The organism is Nocardia cyriacigeorgica GUH-2, from assembly GCF_000284035.1.
GTDB lineage: Bacteria > Actinomycetota > Actinomycetes > Mycobacteriales > Mycobacteriaceae > Nocardia > Nocardia cyriacigeorgica_B.
This window is the reverse complement of sequence record NC_016887.1, coordinates 3,009,205-3,028,755: the sequence shown is the minus strand read 5'-3', so window position 1 is coordinate 3,028,755 and position 19,551 is coordinate 3,009,205. Positions and strand designations below refer to the sequence as shown.

The following is a 19,551-nucleotide window of genomic DNA, read 5'->3' as shown; positions in this document are numbered from 1 at the left end:
TCAGGCTCCTGTCGTGGAAACGGTCTGGAAGTCGAGCTTTTCGCGGACCCCGCAGTCGGGGCAGCACCAGTCGTCGGGGATCGCCGGCCACGCGGTCCCCGCGGGGAAACCCTCGCGGGGTGCGCCGGTGGCTTCGTCGTAGCGGTAGTCGCAGACCGGGCAGCGGTAGGCGGCCATTACGCCACCCCGTACCGGGCCAGCACCCGATCGCGCTTGGCGGGGTGGATATTCACGCGGGTGATGTCGCCGTCGTAGTGGTCGAGGACGCGATGGTCCATGACCTTGCGCCACAGCGGCGGGAAGTAGGCCAGCGAGATCATGCTGGCGTAGCCGCTGGGCAGGTTCGGGGCGCCGTCCATGCTGCGCAGGATCTGGTAGCGGCGGGTGGGGTTGGCGTGATGGTCGCTGTGGCGCTGCAGGTGGTAGAGGAAGATGTTGGTGACGATGTGGTCGGAGTTCCAGCTGTGCTCGGGGGTGCAGCGCTCATAGCGGCCCGCCGGGGTGCGCTGCCGCAGCAACCCGTAGTGCTCGAGATAGTTCACCGTCTCCAACAGCGAGAACCCGTAGACCGCCTGGATCACCAGGAACGGCAGGACCATCGGACCGAATACCGCGACCAACCCCGCCCACAGCACCACCGACATCAGCCACGCGTTGAGCACGTCGTTGCGCAGCGTCCACGGGCTTGTGCCCATGCGGTGCAGCCGGGTGCGTTCCAGCTCCCACGCCGAGCGCAGGCTCCCCCACACGCTGCGCGGCAGGAAGGCCCAGAACGATTCGGCGAACCGGGAACTGGCCGGATCCTCCGGCGTCGCCACGCGGACGTGATGGCCGCGGTTGTGCTCGATGTAGAAGTGGCCGTAGCCGGTTTGAGCGAGGGTGATCTTGGACAGCCACCGCTCCAGCTCGTCTTTCTTGTGGCCGAGTTCGTGCGCGGTGTTGATGCCGACACCGCCCATCACACCGACGCTCAACGCGACGCCGATCTTCGACCACAGGCCCAGACCGCCGTCGATGCCGAGCCACGACAGGTCCGTCGCCGTCCACAGGTAGGCCGCGAACACCAGGCTGGCCAGCTGGAACGGGATGTAGGCGTACACGCAGTAGCGGTAGTAGCGATCGTGTTCGAGCTGCTCCATCACCTCATCGGGCGGATTCTGCCCGTCGGGGCCGAAGAACCGGTCCAGGATCGGCAGCAGCACATACAGCAGCAGCGGACCGATCCACCACCACACCGGCGCCACCTGCTGCCAGCCCAGCTGGTTGAACACCCACACCAGCGCGGCCGCCAGGCCGAGCGCGGTCGGCGGGATCAGCCCGAACAACCACAGATAGCGCTTGCGGTCACGCCACGGCGGGGTGACCGCGTCGGTGGGTTGCCCCAGCGGTGAGGTCGTCATCGTCGGTTCTCCTCGGATCGGTGAGCGGGAAACGGTCCACGGCGGGACCACCGGTCGCTGCTGCCCTCATCGGCGTCCGGACCAGCCCTGTTTACACTGTGCTGTGATGTGTATTCATTAGAAACACATCACCGACGATTGTCAACGGATGGACGAAACCAGCATTGATGTACGATGGCTGTCGTGGCTGAAGCGCCGAACTTTCACAGCGAGATGCGTCAACTGCTGCGCGCCCGCGTCATCGACACCGCCCGCCAACTCGTCTGCACCGAGGGCTGGGGCGCGGTCAACATGTCGCGCGTGGCCAAAGAAGTGGGCGTGAGCAGGCCGGTGCTCTACAAAGAGATCGGCACCCGGCAAGACCTCGCCGACGCCGTCATCGCCGCCGAACTCGACACCTTCCTGGCCGGCATCACCGAAACCATCGCCGCCCACCCCCGCCACGTGCTCGCCGCGCTCACCGCCGCCGTCGACTTCACCCTGCGCACCGCCGCCGAGAACACCCTGCTCAAGGCCGTCCTCGCCGGGCGATCCAGCGCCGATACCACTCTGCTGCCCACCCTGATGACCGAACCCGAACCGGTCCTCGGCCGCGCGGCCAGCACCCTCACCACCGTGCTACGCACCCAATACGGGCTGTCCGCCCTCAGCGACGACGAACTGGGCAGTCGAGTCGAAGCCGTCGTCCGCCTGGCGCTGAGCCACCTGTTCCAGCCCACCGGACCCATCGACCGCGCCGTCACCCAGATCGCGCTCGTCATCGGCGCCATCTTCGGACCGGCGGTCGAGGAGACGGCGCCGGTGCGCTGAATCCGGCGCGCATCAACGTGATTCGGCTGTGCGATCGGCATTGGATCACTGAACCGGCGGCCTGCGCGGCCCGAACCTCTCCCGGGGCGCCGGCACGATGGCGCCGAGGAGCAGCGCCCCGGGCAGCTGGAAGACCGACACGTAGCGCACGAAAATCAGCTCGGCCGGCCAGCCGCCGCCATCTGGGGTTCCGGTAGTAACCGCCGAAAAACCAACGGATATGGCGTAGCTGCTGGTCAGCGTCGGCGTTCGGCTCCCGGGCCCAGGATCGAGGTCAGCTCACGGATCGCCTGCGGCGAGGGTTTGAAGTAGCGGCGCTGGTTCTCGGCCTAGGGGTGTCGGTGATCGAGTCCAGGGCGCGGCTGGCCCGGTGAGTCCGTCCGGGCGGCCGTCGAGCTGGTCGACGGTCTTGACGATCGCGATGCCGTAGGAGCGGCGGGTGTTCGCCGATCCGATGGTGTCGAGGACGCGTACCGCCGTTCGCCGCAGTCACTGATGCCCTCGCCACCGGATGACAGAGTCGGCCAGAGTGTCTCGGGGCCCGCGCCATGAGCGATGCCGTCCTGCCTACCGGTGGCTCCACCCGGCCGGGTGGAGCCACCTTTGTCGTTCCCGGGTAGCGCCGAGTCCGCCGCGATCATGGAATATCGTGCCGGTCATGAGCACGGATGACTGGTTGGCCGACACCCGAACCTCGTATGACACGGTCGCGGTCAGCTATGCCAACCAAGTGCGCGGCGCCCTCGCCGGACACCAGTACCTTCGCGCGGCTCTGGCGTTGTTCGCCGACAGCGTGCGGACCGCTGGCGGCGGACCGGTCGCGGACGTCGGCTGCGGCCCCGGTGAAGTCACCGCCCACCTGCATGAGCTCGGTGTCGACGCCTTCGGTATCGACCTCTCCCCGGCGATGATCGACGTGGCCCGGCGCGACCACCCCGGCCTGCGGTTCGAGGTGGGCTCGATGACGGAGCTGAACCTGCCCGTCGCTTCGGTGGCCGGCCTGCTCGCCTGGCAGTCGTTGATCCACATCCCCGACGACGAGGTGCCGACTGTGTTCGGGCGCTTCCACCGAGCATTGCGTCCCGGCGGACCGTTGCAACTGCTGTTTCACGTCGGCGACGAGTCGCTGTTGAAGACGGAGGGCTACGGCGGTCACCCGATGAAGGTCCATGTCCACCACCGTCAGCCGAACCAGGTGGCATCCTGGCTGCACGATGCCGGATTCGTGGTCGAGGCCCAGATGCTGCTCGACCCGGATGCGAAAGCTCAACAAGCGATTCTTTTCGCACGCAGTAAGTCCTAACCTCTGCATATGTCGGGCTCGCCACTGGCCGGGTGTGGCGGGGTGATCATCTGGCACACCGGACGCCAGTGGGCGGGCATCACCGCCGATAAGCTGCGGATCGGAGTCGAGGGCGCCCCTACTCATTCGGCTACGTCGCCGGACCGCACTACCCGCGAGCCTGGGACCACGACAGGACCCAGGACGGACGATCCTGCGCGGACCTGATCCCGGATATGACGACCACCGAATGGCTCGGCCGCGAGCACACGAACCGGGCCCTGGGGTAGCGCCGGGACCGGTCAGAACAGGGTGTCACGCACCCGCAGCGGCCGGTAGCCCGTCGGGCCGAGCGCGGCGAGTTCGGCGTCGATGTCGTCTTCGATCGCGCCGAAGAAGTTGATGTTGGCACTGCGCGCGGGTGAGATGTGGGCCAGGACCTCGTCGTCGATGCGGTGGCCGCCCCGGCGCATCTGCTCGACCGCGAGGCCGTAGTACTCGGTGGTCCAGGCGATCACCGCGTTGGTGGCCAGGGTCAGACACCAGGCTTGTTCGGTCTGGTCTTGCAGCTGGCGGGCCCGGATCATGCCGATCGGGTGGGAACGCCTGCGGGCGGCGATCGCGCAGGCCAAACCGCGCCTTCGACAGGCCCTCGTGAGCGAAGAGTTCGAGCGCACCGGCGGTCCGCAACCCCAGATACTGCGCGGCCAGGCGCAAATGGTCGGTGCGGGTCTCGGCGCGGCGGCCGTAGGAACGGATCTCGGTGCCGATCGGCCGGACCACGACCGCGACCGGGATCGACGAACGCCAGATCCGCCGGTGAGAGCGTGAAGAACCGGAACAACTCCTCACGCCCGATCTCCGGGAATTCCCGCAGACGAGCCAACTCCTCATCCGCGAACACCCGCGTCGCCACGAAACCGACCTCCCACAGCAACCAATAGCGTTGGGAGCCAAGCCAACCAGCAACCGGCCATCGCCGCAGACCGAACCAGGGCCTCACCGGCAGTCAGCTGCGGCTACGCCATATCCGTTGATTCTTCGGCGGTTACTACCGGAACCCCCTAAGCGCACGAAGATCAGCTCGGCCGGCCAGCCGCCGTCAGCGCGGCGGCGGCCGTGCCGCACAACCGCTCTCACCGCAAGGTCAGCGGCGTCGCGGTGTCGAGGTGGGTCAGCTTGTGGGGGTTGCGAACGTAGTACAGGCCATCGATATCGCCGTCCTCGACATGAACGACGATGACCCCGTCTAGTTCACCATCGGCATACAGCGCCAGCGCGGGGCCGGCGTTCACCACCGTCGCCTCGACAGTGACCACCACATCGTGCTTGGTGAGCCCGCCGACGATGAACCGGGCCACCTTGTCGGCGCCGACGACCGGGCGTGGCGTGGCCTGCCTGATCCCGCCGCCGTCGCTGATCGCCACCACATCGGGAGCCAGCACGTCGAGCAAGCCCTGAAGATCCCGGGTTTCCAGCGCACGCTGGAACGCATCGACCGCCGCCTGCGCCTGACTCGGCGTGACCGTGCGGCGCGGGCGGCGCGCCTCGACGTGGCGGCGCGCGCGGTGGGCGATCTGGTGCACCGCGGCCGGGGTCTTGTCGACCGCGGCCGCGATGTCGTCGTAACCGAATCCGAATGCCTCACGCAGCACGAACACCGCGCGTTCGGTCGGCGTCAATGTCTCGAGCACCAGCATCAACGCCATCGACACGCTCTCGGCGAGTTCGGCATCGGCGGCGGCTTCCGGCGCGGTCAGCAGCGGCTCCGGCAGCCACGAACCGACATATGCCTCGCGGCGGCGTTTGAGTGAACGCAACCGGTTGAGCGCCTGGCGGGTCGTGATCCGCACCAGATAGGCGCGCTCGTCGCTCACCTGGGTCAGGTCGACCTTCACCCACCGCAACCATGTCTCCTGCAACACGTCTTCGGCGTCGGCTGCCGAACCGAGCATCTCGTAGGCGACGGTGAACAGCAGATTGCGGTGCCGGACGAACATCTGGGTCGCGTCGACGGTGGTGTGGTCGTCGGGTACGTCCGGTGTGTTCATGACGTCCTCTCCCTGTGTCGCAGGTGCATTGTGGTAGATCGAGCGGGTGGCGGCGTCTGCGGTCGTGCGGCGCCACCCGCCGCTATCGAATGTCAGGCAATGGTCGCGGGCGCATCGGAAACCAAGGCCTGCAACAGCTTCGGACGATGCTTGCCGTCGCTGGGCCAATGGTGCGAACCGGGCTTGCGCGACTCGGCGACCAGATGCTTGACGCTGGCCTGGCAGGAGAACTCCTTGAGCGCCTTACCCACCGGGCCGGTGAAATACAGCCGCATCGCCGTATCGTCCTTGTGGCCGAGCTGGAAGATCCCGGCGCGACGCCCGAAACTGATGCACATCGCCGGGAACGCCAGATCGACCGGTTCCGGCTCCTGGCCGGCGATCCGCCGCAGCACGGTGTCGGCCGCGTGCGCACCCAGGCAGCCCGCGGCGTAGGCGCTCATCTTGAACGGCAGACCCGACGGCGCCGAGCAGTCGCCCGCCGCCACGATCCGCTCGTCATCGACGCTGGTCAACGTTTCATCGGTGAGCAGACGCCCGGCGCCGTCGGAGCGCAGGCCGCTGCGTTCGGCCAGATCCGGGACGCTGAAACCCACGGCCCAGATGGTGACGCGGCTGGGCACCGTCCGCCCGTCACGCAACTCCACCTCCTCGGCCCGCACCGCCGTCACCGCGGTGTCGGAGCCTTCGAGCACACGCACCCCGAGTTTCGCGAGGTACTTGCGAGCGGTGCGCCGCGCACTCGGATGCAGGTACGTACCGACCAGGCCACCGCAGAGCAACGTCACATCGCGGCCCTGTTCGGCCAGCTCCGCAGCGGTTTCGATGCCGGTCGGCCCACCGCCGACCACGGTGACCGCGGCGTCCATCGGGGTATCGAAGAGCACCGACCGCAGCCGCTGCGCCGCCTCGTACGTCGCCACCGGATACGCGAATTCGCCCACACCGGGCACCTGCGACTGCGCGGCGGCACTGCCGACCGCGTAGATCAGATAGTCGTAGCCGATCCGGCCGCCGTCGGCCAGGCGCACGCTGCGCGCGGCCGCATCGATCTCGGCGACACTGGCTACGACCAGCCGCACCCCGTCGGCCAGGACATCGACGTAATCGACGGTCGCGTCATGGGTTCCGCCCACCATCTGATGCAGCCGCAGCCGCGGGACGAACACCGCGCGCGGGTTGATCACGGTCACCGTCACGTTCGCACGCTGGGTCATCCGGTTGGCCGCCATCACCCCGGCGTATCCACCGCCGACCACGACGACGTCGATGTTGTTGCTAATGATGTCTCCTTCGCTCTGCGGGACTCGAGCACAAGACACCGCCGCGCCCCCGATCCTGACATCATGTGACCCACATCACTGACAGCGGGTGTTACCAGGCGTCGACCACCGGAACATCATGCCCACGACGCCGCCACTGCTCGGCGAGCCGACCCAGACGGCGCGGCGCAGCGATCGCACGCACCGCCGCGACCTTGCCGTCGCGCACATCCAGCACCGCAACACCCAGCACCCGGTCGCCCAGGGCGAACAGCATCGCCGGACACCCATTGACGACGGCGGAATGAATAGACGGCGACCCACCGGCCAGCCGGCGCTTGGCCGCTGTCGGCCGCAAACCCGACCGCAACGCCTCCGCGATCCGCTCCCGCGTCGGAAAATGAATCAACCTCTTGGCCAGCCCACCGGCCCCATCCGAGACACCGGTCGCATCCGCGGTCAGCAGCTCCACCAGCCGATCGGTGCGCCCCGACGACGCCGCGGCCACGAACGCCTCGACAATCCGCCGCGCCGAGGCCGCATCCACCGTCGCCGACCTCTTCTCCCCCGCCATGCGACGGCGCGCCCGATGCGCATGCTGCTGGCTCGCCGACTCCGAAATCTCCAGGATCTCGGCGATCTCGGCATGACTGTAGGAAAACGCCTCCCGCAGCACATACACCGCCCGCTCGACCGGCGAGAGCCGCTCCAGCAACGTCAGCATCGCCAGCGTCACCGATTCACGCTGCTCGACCGTGTCGGCCGGGCCGAGCATCGGATCACCGTCGAGCAACGGTTCCGGCATCCACGCACCGACCGACCGCTCCCGCCGGACCCGCGCCGAACGCAGCCGGTCCAGCGCCAGATTGGTCACGATCTTGGTCAACCACGCCTCGGGCACCTCGACGTAGTCGTGGTCGGCGGCCTGCCACCGCAGAAACGCATCCTGCACCGTGTCCTCGGCATCGGCCGCCGAACCGAGCAGACGGTAGGCGAGCGAGGCCAGCCGATCCCGGCTGGCCTCGAAACGCGCCACGGTGGCAGTGTCCATACCGACGACCCTAGGCGACAGCCACCTCAGGCGAACCCGCCTGCTCGGCAGCGGTCAATCGGTATCGGCGGCTCGGCATTCCGAACGTCGGACGGCTGATCGCCCACCCGCTCACCGCCACGATCGACGACTTCACCGCCACCGCCGCACGCCCGCACAACGCACCCGGCTTCGCCCGACCGTCACCATCGACCACCTGATAGATCGCATCCCTGCGGCCGAGGCTGATGTGGTTGCCGACGTAGCTCAGCGCGGTCGCCTTCACCGCGCGCCCGGTCAGATCCCCGACGATCGCCGAAACCGCCTGCATCCCGGTGAACCCCGCCGACGCGCACGACATCGGCAACGGACGCCCGTTCGCACCGATGACGAACACGCTGTCCCCGGCGGCATAGACATTCGGGTGCGACACCGACCGCATCTGCCGATCCACGGTGATCCGGCCATCGGCCTGCACCGCGAGACCACCGGCGGCCGCGATCGCGGGCACCGCGAATCCCGCCGCCCACACCGTCGCATCCGAGGCGAAAACCGCGCCATCGGCCGCGACCACCGCCGTCTCATCCACCCGCTCGACAGCCGTGTGCTCATGAATCGAGATCCCGAACCGCTCGAACGCACGCAACAAATGCCGCCGCGCCTTCGGGCCCAGCCAGCCACCGACTTCACCACTGGTCACCAAGCTCACCTCGAGACCCGGATGGGCTTCGGCGATCTCGGTGACGGTCTCGATCGCGGTCAGATTCCCACCGACTACGACCACCTTCCCGGTCCCGTCCAGCTCATCCAGCCGGGCCCGCAACCGCAGCGCCGACGGCCGCGCAGCCACATCGAAGGCGAACTCACCGACACCCGGCACACCGTGGCCGGCGCCGGCGCTACCGAGGGTGTAGACCAGGGTGTCGTACTCGATCCGATCCACCCCCGAACCATCGGCGATGGTGACGGTGCGGTGATCGGCGTCGAGGGCGGTCACCCGAGCCGTGCGCAGCACGATGCCGGTGCCGGCGAACACCTCGCTCAGCGGCCGACGCGGAAGCTCGTGACCGGCGGCCAGCTGATGCAGGCGCAAACGCTCCACGAAATCGGGCTCGGCATTGACCACAGTGATCTCCACCTCGTCGGCGCGCAGCTTCCGAGCCAGATATCCCGCGCAATACGCTCCGGCGTAACCGGCCCCGAGGACGACGATGCGGTGCTTCATGGATCGCTCCTATCTGTTCGTGTGCACCCTGAACGAGACAGCCCCCGAATTCCTGACAGCCCGATCCAGTGACGTGAACCACGCACCGCGCCGCCACGGACCCACCCCGTCGACCGGCCCACCGGATACATTCGGGCAGAACACTTGTGCGGCCGCCGCGCCGCCCGACCGAACGGGGAACGATGACCGAGGACACCGGCGCACTCGCCCTCCCCGACCCCGTCCGCGCACAACTGCGCCGCGGCGTGCGCAGCGTCCTCGTCGACACCGCGGCACTGCGCGAAGTCCGGCAACGATTCGCCGACGATCAAGCCGCCACCCTCGCCCGCTACCTCGAAGCCTCCCAATCGGCCAACACCGTGCGCGCCTACCGCACCGACTGGATCGCCTGGACGGCCTGGTGCGCCGCCGAAGGACGCCAGGCACTGCCCGCCGACGCCCTCGACGTCGCCGTCTACCTCGCCGCCGCGGCCGACGCCCGCACCGACGACGGCGCACCCGCCTTCGCCCCGGCCACCCTCGAACGCAAATCCGCCGCCATCGCAGCTGTGCACGCCGCCAACGGATTACCCTCACCCACCCGCTCCGACGTCGTCCGCCTCACCCTGCGCGGCATCCGGCGCACCCGCCGCGCCCGCCCGGTCCGCAAACGTCCGATCCTGCTGCACACCCTCGAACAACTCCTCGACGGCCTGCCCGCACCCGGCTGGCCCACCGAACCCGCCCGCCGCCGCGACACCCTCGCCCTGCTCATCGGATTCGCCGGTGCCCTGCGCCGCAGCGAACTCGCCGCCCTGCGCGTCGGCGACGTGCACGTCACCCAGGACCACACCACCGGCGAACCGGTCCTGCTCATCCACCTGCCCACCAGCAAAACCGACCCCACCGGCATCACCGAACAACGCGTCGCCCTCCCCCGCGGCACCCGCCCGCACACCTGCCCCGTGTGCGCCTTCGCCGACTGGATCGCCCTGCTCGCCGTGTACACCAGCGCGCCGGGCCGCCTGCGCGAACAGCTCACCGCCGCACCCCAACCCGACCCGAACATTCACCGCTGCCACGGTTTCACCGGCCTTCCGCCGGCACTGCTTCCGGACCAACCTCTCTTCCCCGCCGTCACCCGCCACGGCGGCATCGGGTCCACCCCGATCTCCGGCCGCGCCATCGCCGAACTCGTCAAGCGCTACGCCGCCCGCGCCGGCCTGGACCCCGCGCTGTTTTCCGGCCACTCCCTGCGCGCAGGCTTCGCCACCCAAGCCGCCCTCGGCGGCGCCGCCGACCGCGAGATCATGCGCCAAGGCCGCTGGTCCAACCCCCGCACCGTGCACCGCTACATCCGCACCGCGAACCCGTTGGACGACAATGCCGTGACCAAGCTCGGATTGTAGTGACATCTATCCGATTGTGCGGAACACCATTTCGTGCCCTGCGCCGGCCGCTGCCGCCTGGACCCACCGTGACCTGCGTTTCGACACGACACGAACCACAATTCGGATCGAATTCCGCCGGTTCCGATTGCGCGATCCGGCATTTTATGGCTATTTCGCATGGCCGATACCGTCGAATTCATGGAATGGAGTTTTCGGCCGGCCGTAGAACTCGCGGCCGCATTGCACGCCGGTGACGTCACCTCGGTGGAACTGACCGACGAAGCGATCGCCCGTATCGAGCGCGACGACGAGACGATCAACGCGATCTGCGTCGCAACCTTCGACCGCGCACGGGCCGACGCACACCGCGCCGACCAGGCACGTGCCCGCGGCGAGGACCGGCCGCTGCTCGGCATACCCGTGACGGTCAAAGAGTCCTTCAACATGGCCGGTCTGCCCACCACCTGGGGCATGCCGCAACACGCCAACCACATACCGGCCGAAGACGCGGTGCAGGTGACGCGGCTGAAGGACGCAGGCGCGGTCATCCTCGGCAAAACCAACGTGCCGGTCATGCTGCGAGACATCCAGAGCTTCAACGACATCTACGGAACCACCAGCAATCCGTGGGACCACAGCCGCACCTCCGGCGGCTCGTCCGGCGGTTCGGCCGCGGCCCTGGCGGCAGGCTTCGGCGCCCTGTCCATCGGCTCCGACCTCGCCGGGTCACTGCGCACCCCAGCACATTTCTGCGGCATCTACGCACACAAGCCGACGTTCGGCCTGCTGCCGACCCGCGGCATGGTCGCACCGCCCGCACCCGCCTTGCCGGTCGACCTCGACCTCGCCGTTGCCGGGCCGATGGCACGCACCGCCCGCGACCTCACCCTCCTGCTCGACGTGATGGCCGGCCCCGATCCGCTGACCCACGGCATCGCCTACGACCTCGCCCTACCGCCCCCGCGCCATCAACGGCTGTCGGACTTCCGCGTCCTGATCATCGAAGACCATCCGCTCATCCCGACCGGATCGGCCGTGCGGGCGGGCGTGAACCGGGTCGCCGAGGCGCTCGCCGACGAAGGTGCCCGCGTCGAGCGGCACAGTCCGCTGCTGCCCGATCCCGCCGAAGCGGCGACGATCTACATGACGCTGATGATGTCGAACGCCGCCGCCGGCCTTCCCCTCGACGCGTACCAGCAGCTACACACCAAGGCCGCCGCACTCGACGGCAACGACCACAGTCTCGATGCGGCGCGGCTGCGCGGCATGGTGCTCAGCCACCGCGACTGGGTCGCGGCCGACTATCGCCGTGAACTCCACCGTCAAGGCTGGAGCCGACTGTTCGCCGAATTCGATGCCGTGGTCTGCCCGATCACGCCCACTCCCGCCTTCCCGCACAACCACGACGGCGGTCTGGACAATCGGCGCATCGACATCGATGGCACCCAATACCCGTACTTCGACCAGCTCGTCTGGGCCGGAATGGCCACCATGCCCGGCCTGCCCGCCACCGCGATTCCCACAGGCCGCTCCCCCGAGGGTCTGCCGGTGGGAGTACAGCTCATCGGTCCGAGATTCGAGGACCGCACACCATTGCGGTTGGCAGAACTACTCGAGGAGAAGATCGGCGGGTTCCAAGCACCGTAGGAGGCGCGTACGAGAGCCGTACCCGTGGGTCGGCTCTCGTACTGCACGTGGTCTGTTTCGCTCGGCTCCAGGGCGGATTCCGGAACGAGCAACAATCTGCTGCGTCGATTCCGTTGCCCGTAATCGACGCAGGCTACGACGTTGTCGTGCGCGTATCCCGCTTCGCAACAACGGGATTCCACGCATCGATCTCCCCCGACCGCCTCACGTAGGAGTGACCGATGCCGATCTCACCAACCGAAGAGTCAATGCCAACCGGTTCCCAACAGCAACAGCAACAGCAACAGCAGCAGCAGCCGATCGCCGCAGCGTCGCTGTCCCCTCCCTCGTCCTGGCTTCTTTTTGAAGGTACCCCAACGGTTGGGGTGACTTTGGTTGGAGAGGGTGCACATGCGTAGATGCGCATATCTACGTAGCGTAATTGTTTACGACGAGCGAAGTGGATAGGCCAGCAGCCCGACCTCCACCGAGGTACGGCATCAGCTCTACCTCGATACCCTCCGTCCGAGCTCCATCTCTCCCCTACCCCGCGCCAGCAGATCCCTTGGGCCTCTCCACTTCCCCACCCCATCGCCCAATCGGTCGTTAGGCTTACCGCGACATACCCGCCCCCGAGCACCCTTCACCATGAGGAGCTGGAGTCCGATGGGTCAACCGAACCGCCGCCACGTTCTCGCCGGGTTCGCCGCCGCGACCACCACTGCCCTACTGGGCGGGAAGGCGCTGGCGCGGCCGCCGGCCCCGCAGACGGTCGCGCCGCTCGGTGACGATTTCCTGTGGGGCGTGGCGGCTTCCGGATTCCAGTCCGAAGGCAATGCGCCGGACAGCAACTGGACGCGCTATATCGCCGCGGGTAAGACCGATGATCCGTATCTGAACTCGATCGACTTCTACGGCCGGTTCCGGTCCGATATCGGGTTGGCGGCGCAGCTGGGGGTGCGGGTCTATCGGATCGGCATCGAGTGGGCCCGGCTACAGCCGCGGCCGGGTGAATGGGATCCGGCGGGATTCCGGTTCTACGACGACGTCATCGCCGCGATCCGGGCGACCGGAATGCGGCCGATGCTCACGCTGGACCACTGGGTGTACCCGGGATGGGAGGTGGACCGGGGCGGCTGGCGCAATCCGGCGATGGTGGACGACTGGCTGGCCAATGCGCGCGCCGTCGTCGATCGCTACGCCGCGTACGACCCGCTCTGGATCACCTTCAACGAGCCCGCGATCTACATGCTGAACGAAATGCGGCACGGCGGAATCGGGGTCGGCCACGTGCCGGCCATGCAGGAGCGCATCGCACTGGCGCACAACACCATCTACGACCACATCCACCGCGTCCACCCGGGTGCGATGGTTTCCAGCAATGTCGCCTACATTCCGACCGCCGAGGGTGTGGTCAACGGGCCGCTGATCGATCGGATCGGCGCGAAACTCGACTACATCGGCATCGACTATTACTACGGCTTCTCCCCCGAGTCGATGATGTCGGGTCTGCCGGATTTCGAGCGGCTCTGGACGATGCCGCTGCAGGCCGAGGGCATCTATTACGCCCTGCAGTATTACGCGCGCCGGTTCCCGGGGCGCCCGCTCTACATCGTCGAGAACGGCATGCCCACGGAGAACGGCCGGCCACGCGCGGACGGCTACACCCGCGCGGATCTGCTGCGCGACACCGTCTACTGGCTGCAACGGGCGAAGGCCGACGGGATGAACCTGATGGGCTACAACTACTGGAGCCTCACCGACAACTACGAATGGGGCTCCTACACACCGCGGTTCGGCCTCTACACCGTCGATGTCCTGACCGATCCGACGCTGACCCGCCGCCCGACCGATGCGGTGCCCGCCTACGCCGAGATCACCCGCGCGGGTGGTGTCGCTTCCGGCTATCGGCCCACGCGTGGACCGGCAGGCTGTTCCTTCGTCGATTCGCCGGCCAGCTGCGTCGACCCGGTGCAGGTCCCGCGCTGAGTCGGCGCCCGGGCCATCACACCGGAGGTCCCGGACCGCTGACGGCGATGGGCGTCACGATCGCCGTGCCCGGTCCGGGTGCCGGATCCGTGTAAGACTGGCGGCGTGAACGGGCCGAACGAGGAGAAGACCGCAGCCGAGCCGACCGCTCGCGACCGGACGCCGAATCGGGGCGACGCCATCGGGGTCGGGGTGCTGTGGCTGGCGAAATGGGCGCTGTGCGTGGTCGCGATCGCGGCCGGTGCCTGGGTGATCGGGAATGTGATCGCCAAGCTCTGGGTGGTGCTGCTGCCGGTGCTGCTGGCGATCGTGGTGGCCACGGTGCTGTGGCCACCGACGCGGTGGCTGATGGATCACAAGTTGCGTCCGGCCGCGGCCGCCTCGGTCACGGTGATCGGGTTCCTCGCGGTGCTGGCGGGGGTGATCGCGCTGATCGTGCCGTCGGTGGTGGATCAGGCGCCGGCGTTGGCGGACAAGTCGACCGAGGGCATCAACAAGGTGCGCGATTGGTTGCAGGGCCCGCCGCTCAATGTCCGCGACGAGCAGCTCGATTCCGCGGTGGATGCCGTGGTCACGCGCTTGCAGTCCAGTGCCGAGCAGATCGCGACCGGCGTGTTCACCGGCGTCAGCGCCGCGACTTCGGCGCTGATCACCTTGTTCCTGGTGTTGGTGCTGTCGTTTTTCTTCGTCAAGGACGGGCCGCGGTTCCTGCCGTGGCTGCACACTACGGTCGGCTCCCCCGCCGGCCAGCATCTCGAGGAGGTGCTGTCCCGGGTCTGGACGGTGCTCGGCGGGTTCATCCGGACCCAGGCGGTGGTCAGCATGATCGACGCGGTGCTGATCGGTCTGGGCCTGGTGATCCTGGATGTCCCGTTGGCATTGGTGCTGGCGGTGATCACCTTCCTGGGCGGGTTCATCCCGATGGTCGGTGCGTTCGTCGCCGGCGCGCTGGCGGTGCTGGTCGCGTTGGTCGCCAATGGTTTGACCACCGCGTTGATCGTGCTTGGCATCATCATCGCGGTGCAGCAGCTGGAGGGCAATGTGCTCCAGCCGGTGTTGCAGAGCCGCAGCATGAAGTTGCACGCGGTGATCGTGTTGCTGGCGGTGACCGGGGGCGGCGCGCTGTACGGGATCGTCGGCGCGTTCCTCGCGGTGCCGGTGGCGGCGGTCGCGGCGGTGGTGATCCGGTATGTGGGCGAGCAGATCGATCTGTTCACCGCGCCGCCGGTGACTGCCGAGGAACCAGGTGCGGATATCGAGCCGGTGGCGGATTGAGCACGCTGGATGGATGAGCGTCGCGCGGCCCGGCTACCGCGCCAGGACCAGTGACGCCCGGACCCGGCCGTCGGCGTCCGGCGGCTCGATGACGAATCCCGCGCGCCGGAGAATGCCGAGCGCACCCGCGTTCGCCGCAGTGGTGTCGGCCACGACAGTTGTCACGCCCAACTCGTGCGCCTCGGCGAGCAGGATCTCGAACGCGCCGTGACCGATACCGCGGCCACGCGCACTGCGCGCCAGCCAGATTCCGGTCTCCGCCGCACCGGCCTCGAGACGCCGCAAACGAATCGACCCGACCACCCGGCCGTCGAGCGTGATCGCCCACGTCGACTCCTGTAGTGGCCCGTCGAAACCGGCTCGACGGTCTCGGTGACAGGCCCGCAGCCAGGATTCGCGAGCCGGCGTCCAGTTCTGCCCCGGGGTGATCGGTGGCGTCACCTCGTTGGCGTCGGCCTCGGTGACGGCGACTCGAACAAGTTCGTCGAGCACCGCGTCGTCTATCGCGACGAGTTCTACCGCTGCCTCGGTCTCGTTCACCACGGGCCGAGCGTACGTGTTCACTCGGCGCCGGATAGTGAGATCAGCGCGCTCGGCTGCTCGCGCCGGAGAGCGACGGGAGCAGCCGAGCGGTCACGAGATATCTTGCGGCGGTGCTGGTTACCAGCCGGGGTTGCCCGAGACCGGGATGTTGATCCAGCTGGGTTGGTTCGGGTCCAGGCGCACGTGCTGCGGTTTCAGCTCGCTTTCGTTGAGCAGTGGACGCAGTGGGAGGCCGCGCGGGAAGTTCATCGCGTAGACGTCCACGCGCAGCCGGTGTCCGGGTTGCAGGATGGCGTCGGTGGCGGTCAGCCCGATATCGATGATGGTGGGTTGACCAGGCACCAGCGGCTGCCGGGTGTCGAGGGTGAGCACCGGGTACGGGTCGGTGTAGTCGCCGTTGGCCGAGCGGCTGGCGCGGCTTTCGTCGACCTTGCGCAGCGAGGCGGTGAGCTGGCCGCTGGTCAGCACGGTGGAGCGGCCGTCGGGCGCGACATCGTTGACGGTGACCGACCAGTAGCCGTCGGTGGCGTCGTGGACGGCGTTGAGGTGCAGGTTGATCGGCCCGGAGATCTCGGTGGGCCCCTGCACGGGCGCGCTGGTGAAGGTCAGCGCGCTGGTCTCGCTGATCCGGGAGTCCTTGGCGCAGGCGTCGAGGATGCCGGTGATGCCCGCGGTGCCGGTGGCCGAGTCACGCGAGCACAGGGTGGCCAGGCCGGGTGCGACGGTGAGTTGCGCGGGTGCGCCGGGCGCGCTGGTCAGGCTGCCATCGTGGACACTGCGCACGGTGCCCGAGGGCGCGGCGTCGAGGTACATGCGCCGGTAGTCCATGCCCGGGCGGGGGAAGGCGGTGGTGCTGGTCCAGCCGCCGCCCTGCTGCCAGAGGGTGACGTTGTCGTAGGTGTCGATGCCGTTGTCGATGCCCTTGAGCCACTTGTCGAACCAGGCGCGTTGCAGCACGTCCAGTCGCGGTGGCGCACCGGGCAGGCCGTTCCCGCTGCCGGTGGTCAGGTGGTAGATGTCGCCCATGATCAGCTTCTTCTGCGAGTCGGGCACGTCGACGGCGTTGTAGACCCGGGGCGAGGAGTAGGTGAAGATGTCGTGCCAGCCGCCGTAGACGAAGGTCGGGATGTCGATCTTGTCCGGGTGGCCGAGCCAGGACTGCCGGATCGCGCTGTCTTCCTGGATGAGTTCCATCAGATGCGGCGGGATGGCATCGACGCTGGGCACGGTGAGTGCGGCGAGCAGGTAGTTGACGAAGGTCAGCGGGTCCTGGACGCGGTCGGCCAGCCATTTCCAGTCGAACCGGCCGTCGAAGATCGACTTCACGTCCGGGATCAGCTTGGAGGAGTTGACGGCCAGCAGCCAGGCCGGCAGGAAGCCGAAGCCGACGCCACCACCGGTCGCGGCGATATCGCGCAGCAGGTCGCTGCCCGGCACGATCGGGAAGATCGCTTGGAGCGCTTCGGGATTGCGTTCGGCGGTCTGCAGCTGGTTGATCGCCGAATAGGAGATGCCGGTCATGCCGACTTTGCCGGTGGACCAGGGCTGGGCGGCGGCCCAATTCACCACTTCGACGCCGTCGAGTTGTTCGCGCTCGCCGAAGACCTGCCAGATGCCCTGGGAGAAGCCGGTGCCGCGGACGTCGACGACGACCTGGGTGTAGCCGCTCTGAATGAGCTTGCGGTCCACGCCGAATGAGCGCAGGGTGCCCGCGGGCATGGCCTTGGTGATCTCGGTGAGCCCGCCCAGGCCGTAGGCGGACAGGTCGAAGCTCTTGAACAGCTCGGTCAGCGCGTCGGCCAGCACCGGGAAGGTGAGCGCCGAATCCAGTACGTTGCCGACGAGTTTGGTGTACGGGGTGAGGTTGACGATGGTCGGCGTCTTCTCCTCGATGGGCCTGCCCGCGGCGTCGGCCGGACGGTAGACGTTGGCCTTGAGCACCGTGCCGTCGCTCATCGTGATCGGCACATCCCAGTCGATGTGCACATTCGGATAGGTCCGCGGTCCGTCGTGAGTGGCGGTCCAGTGCGCGCCGAGTGCGCCGCCGTCCGGTTGGGCCTGTCCGGTCTGGGCCGCCACCAGCGCGGTGGCGACCGCGACGATGCTCACCAGGGTGACTACGGCACTGCGGACGAGACGTCGATGTCTGATCATGTGTCCCCTCATCCCGACTGAGCGGAACTACCTCGTTCCTGACTCGCGGGTAACCATAGGATGGATCACATTCGGTGGCAACTATGGCGTGGATCTCACCATCGGCCCGCCGCGCGGAAGAGCCATGTACCGCCGAACCCATATCCTGGTCACATGACCGTGCTGACTGATGGGCCGCCCGATCGGCTGCCGCATGGCCCGCACCGCCTGACCCGCGAAGAAGTCGAAAACTCGCAGTACCAGCGGCTGTGCGCGGCCGCCTTGGAAGCGGTGGGTGAGCTGGGTTATGCCCCGACCACGGTCACCGAGATCGTCGGACGTGCGCGGGTCGCCCGGCGCACCTTCTACGCGCTGTTCGGCGGCAAGGAGGAATGCTTCGCCGCCGCCTACGACACGGCCGTGGACGGGTGCCTGCGGCTGCTGGGCGAGACGATCACCCTGAGCGCGGATACGCCGTTCGCCGACCGGGTGCATGCTTCGTTCCGGGTCTTCCTGGAAATTCTGGCTGCTCAACCCGCCGCCACCCGGGCGCTCTATATCGAGATCCTGGCCGCGGGACCGGCTCTGGTCGAACACCGGGCACGGGTGCATCGCCTGTTCGCCGAGCACATCATGGCGGTCGCGCGGATCGGCGTGGAGCGGGGCGAGGTTCCCGCCGAACCGGATCCCGCGCTGATCGACATGCTGTTGGGCGGTATCAGCGATCGGATCGTCGCATGCCTGTACGAGCGGGGCGCCGACAAGTTGCCCGAGCTCGCCGAGCTGTTCACCCGGACCGCGCTCATTCTGTGTGGGGCACGGCCTGCTCAGCCGAATCCGAGCAGCTCCAGCCAGCCCGTCAACTGAAGGTCGAACACGTCGGCGCGGTCGCTGAAGGTGCCTGCGCCGTACATGTCGAAGACGTCGAAGCTCACCGCGCCGAATAGCGCGCTCCACAGCACCAGGGCCCGGGCCAGTAGCCAGTCGGGGATGTCGAGGTCGAATTCGGTACGGATGCGGGCGAAGTCGGCGAGGGTGGCCGGGGAAGCGGGTGCGGTGGTGGTCGGCTCGGTGAGCGCACCGGCGTGGTGGGCGGTTTCGAGCAGGCGCAGCAGGGTCGCGATGACGCGGGTGCCGGGTGCGACGGTCTGCTCGGCGGGGGCGGCGTAGCCCGGTACGGGGGTGCCGAATAGCAGGCCGTACCAGGCGGGTTCGGCCAGGCCCCAGTCGCGTACGGCGTGTGCGGCGGCGCGCAGACGGGCGGCGGGGTCGTCGGGGGCGGCTGCGACGGCGGCGTCGACGGCATCGCCGAGCGCGTCGTAGCCGTCGACCACCAGTAGCGTCAGCAGTTCGTCGCGGCTGCGGACGTAGCGGTAGACCGCCGAGGAGACGACCCCGAGCTCGCGGGCAACGGCACGCAGCGACAGCGCGGCGGCGCCCTCGGTGGCCAGCTGGGTGCGCGCGATACGTTTGATGTCGTCCATCGTCTGGGCGCGGGCGCGGGCCCTGGGTGTGGTCATGGTGCCACCCTGAACCATTGCCGAGAGCGATGTCA

The 19,551-nt window shown here is 68.1% G+C and carries 16 protein-coding genes and 1 pseudogene; 7 read left to right on the top strand and 10 right to left on the bottom strand.

Annotated elements, in window-relative coordinates:
• Together NOCYR_RS13590 and NOCYR_RS13585 are read right to left on the bottom strand one after the other, a co-directional pair.
• Positions 1-177 carry a rubredoxin gene (locus NOCYR_RS13590; protein ID WP_014350955.1) on the bottom strand — a complete coding sequence of 59 codons (177 nt, stop codon included), beginning with the start codon at positions 175-177 and terminating at the stop codon, positions 1-3.
• A complete protein-coding gene (locus NOCYR_RS13585) occupies positions 177-1,400 on the bottom strand; it encodes an alkane 1-monooxygenase (RefSeq protein ID WP_014350954.1) in 1,224 nt (407 codons plus the stop codon). The genes NOCYR_RS13590 and NOCYR_RS13585 overlap by 1 nt, the downstream gene beginning before the upstream one ends.
• A gap of 183 nt (positions 1,401-1,583) precedes the next feature.
• On the opposite strand from NOCYR_RS13585, the gene NOCYR_RS13580 reads away from it, so the two are divergent.
• On the top strand, positions 1,584-2,210 hold the full coding sequence (locus tag NOCYR_RS13580) for a TetR/AcrR family transcriptional regulator (protein ID WP_148280629.1): 627 nt from the start codon (positions 1,584-1,586) through the stop codon (positions 2,208-2,210).
• A gap of 658 nt (positions 2,211-2,868) precedes the next feature.
• Positions 2,869-3,513 (top strand): class I SAM-dependent methyltransferase, encoded by a 645-nt coding sequence (locus NOCYR_RS13575; RefSeq protein ID WP_048833331.1) that lies wholly within the window; start codon positions 2,869-2,871, stop codon positions 3,511-3,513.
• Between the two features lie 281 nt (positions 3,514-3,794).
• Here NOCYR_RS13575 and NOCYR_RS13570 read toward each other — a convergent pair.
• The 5 genes and pseudogenes from NOCYR_RS13570 to NOCYR_RS13545 all read right to left on the bottom strand — a co-directional run.
• Positions 3,795-4,082: pseudogene (locus NOCYR_RS13570) on the bottom strand (Tn3 family transposase); the annotation flags it as partial.
• A 546-nt stretch (positions 4,083-4,628) separates the two neighbouring features.
• Positions 4,629-5,543 (bottom strand): RNA polymerase sigma-70 factor, encoded by a 915-nt coding sequence (locus tag NOCYR_RS13560; protein ID WP_014350948.1) that lies wholly within the window; start codon positions 5,541-5,543, stop codon positions 4,629-4,631.
• A 92-nt stretch (positions 5,544-5,635) separates the two neighbouring features.
• The gene (locus NOCYR_RS13555; protein WP_048834153.1) at positions 5,636-6,826 is read right to left on the bottom strand and encodes an NAD(P)/FAD-dependent oxidoreductase; all 1,191 of its coding nucleotides are present in this window, start codon (positions 6,824-6,826) and stop codon (positions 5,636-5,638) included.
• Between the two features lie 91 nt (positions 6,827-6,917).
• Positions 6,918-7,856 (bottom strand): sigma-70 family RNA polymerase sigma factor, encoded by a 939-nt coding sequence (locus NOCYR_RS13550; protein ID WP_014350946.1) that lies wholly within the window; start codon positions 7,854-7,856, stop codon positions 6,918-6,920.
• Between the two features lie 10 nt (positions 7,857-7,866).
• Complete coding sequence (locus NOCYR_RS13545; RefSeq protein ID WP_014350945.1) at positions 7,867-9,060, bottom strand: NAD(P)/FAD-dependent oxidoreductase; 1,194 nt, start codon at positions 9,058-9,060, stop codon at positions 7,867-7,869.
• Positions 9,061-9,242: 182 nt separating this feature from the next.
• Here NOCYR_RS13545 and NOCYR_RS30785 point away from each other — a divergent pair, with 182 nt between their 5' ends.
• From NOCYR_RS30785 to NOCYR_RS13525, 4 genes are all read left to right on the top strand, one after another.
• Complete coding sequence (locus tag NOCYR_RS30785) at positions 9,243-10,448, top strand: site-specific integrase (protein ID WP_014350944.1); 1,206 nt, start codon at positions 9,243-9,245, stop codon at positions 10,446-10,448.
• A gap of 180 nt (positions 10,449-10,628) precedes the next feature.
• On the top strand, positions 10,629-12,077 hold the full coding sequence (locus NOCYR_RS13535) for an amidase (RefSeq protein WP_048834152.1): 1,449 nt from the start codon (positions 10,629-10,631) through the stop codon (positions 12,075-12,077).
• A gap of 645 nt (positions 12,078-12,722) precedes the next feature.
• On the top strand, positions 12,723-14,045 hold the full coding sequence (locus tag NOCYR_RS13530) for a family 1 glycosylhydrolase (RefSeq protein ID WP_014350942.1): 1,323 nt from the start codon (positions 12,723-12,725) through the stop codon (positions 14,043-14,045).
• Positions 14,046-14,150: 105 nt separating this feature from the next.
• On the top strand, positions 14,151-15,320 hold the full coding sequence (locus tag NOCYR_RS13525; protein ID WP_014350941.1) for an AI-2E family transporter: 1,170 nt from the start codon (positions 14,151-14,153) through the stop codon (positions 15,318-15,320).
• A 33-nt stretch (positions 15,321-15,353) separates the two neighbouring features.
• Here the strand turns inward: NOCYR_RS13525 and NOCYR_RS13520 are convergent, their stop codons facing one another.
• On the bottom strand, positions 15,354-15,863 hold the full coding sequence (locus tag NOCYR_RS13520) for a GNAT family N-acetyltransferase (protein WP_014350940.1): 510 nt from the start codon (positions 15,861-15,863) through the stop codon (positions 15,354-15,356).
• Positions 15,864-15,980: 117 nt separating this feature from the next.
• Positions 15,981-18,017, bottom strand: coding sequence for a CocE/NonD family hydrolase (locus tag NOCYR_RS13515; protein ID WP_014350939.1), 2,037 nt, complete (start codon positions 18,015-18,017; stop codon positions 15,981-15,983).
• A 153-nt stretch (positions 18,018-18,170) separates the two neighbouring features.
• Between NOCYR_RS13515 and NOCYR_RS13510 the strand changes: the two genes are divergently transcribed.
• Positions 18,171-18,863 (top strand): TetR/AcrR family transcriptional regulator, encoded by a 693-nt coding sequence (locus tag NOCYR_RS13510; protein ID WP_014350938.1) that lies wholly within the window; start codon positions 18,171-18,173, stop codon positions 18,861-18,863.
• On the opposite strand, the gene NOCYR_RS13505 is transcribed toward NOCYR_RS13510, so the two are convergent.
• Complete coding sequence (locus NOCYR_RS13505) at positions 18,824-19,516, bottom strand: TetR/AcrR family transcriptional regulator (protein ID WP_014350937.1); 693 nt, start codon at positions 19,514-19,516, stop codon at positions 18,824-18,826. The genes NOCYR_RS13510 and NOCYR_RS13505 overlap by 40 nt on opposite strands.
• Positions 19,517-19,551 lie beyond the last annotated feature (35 nt).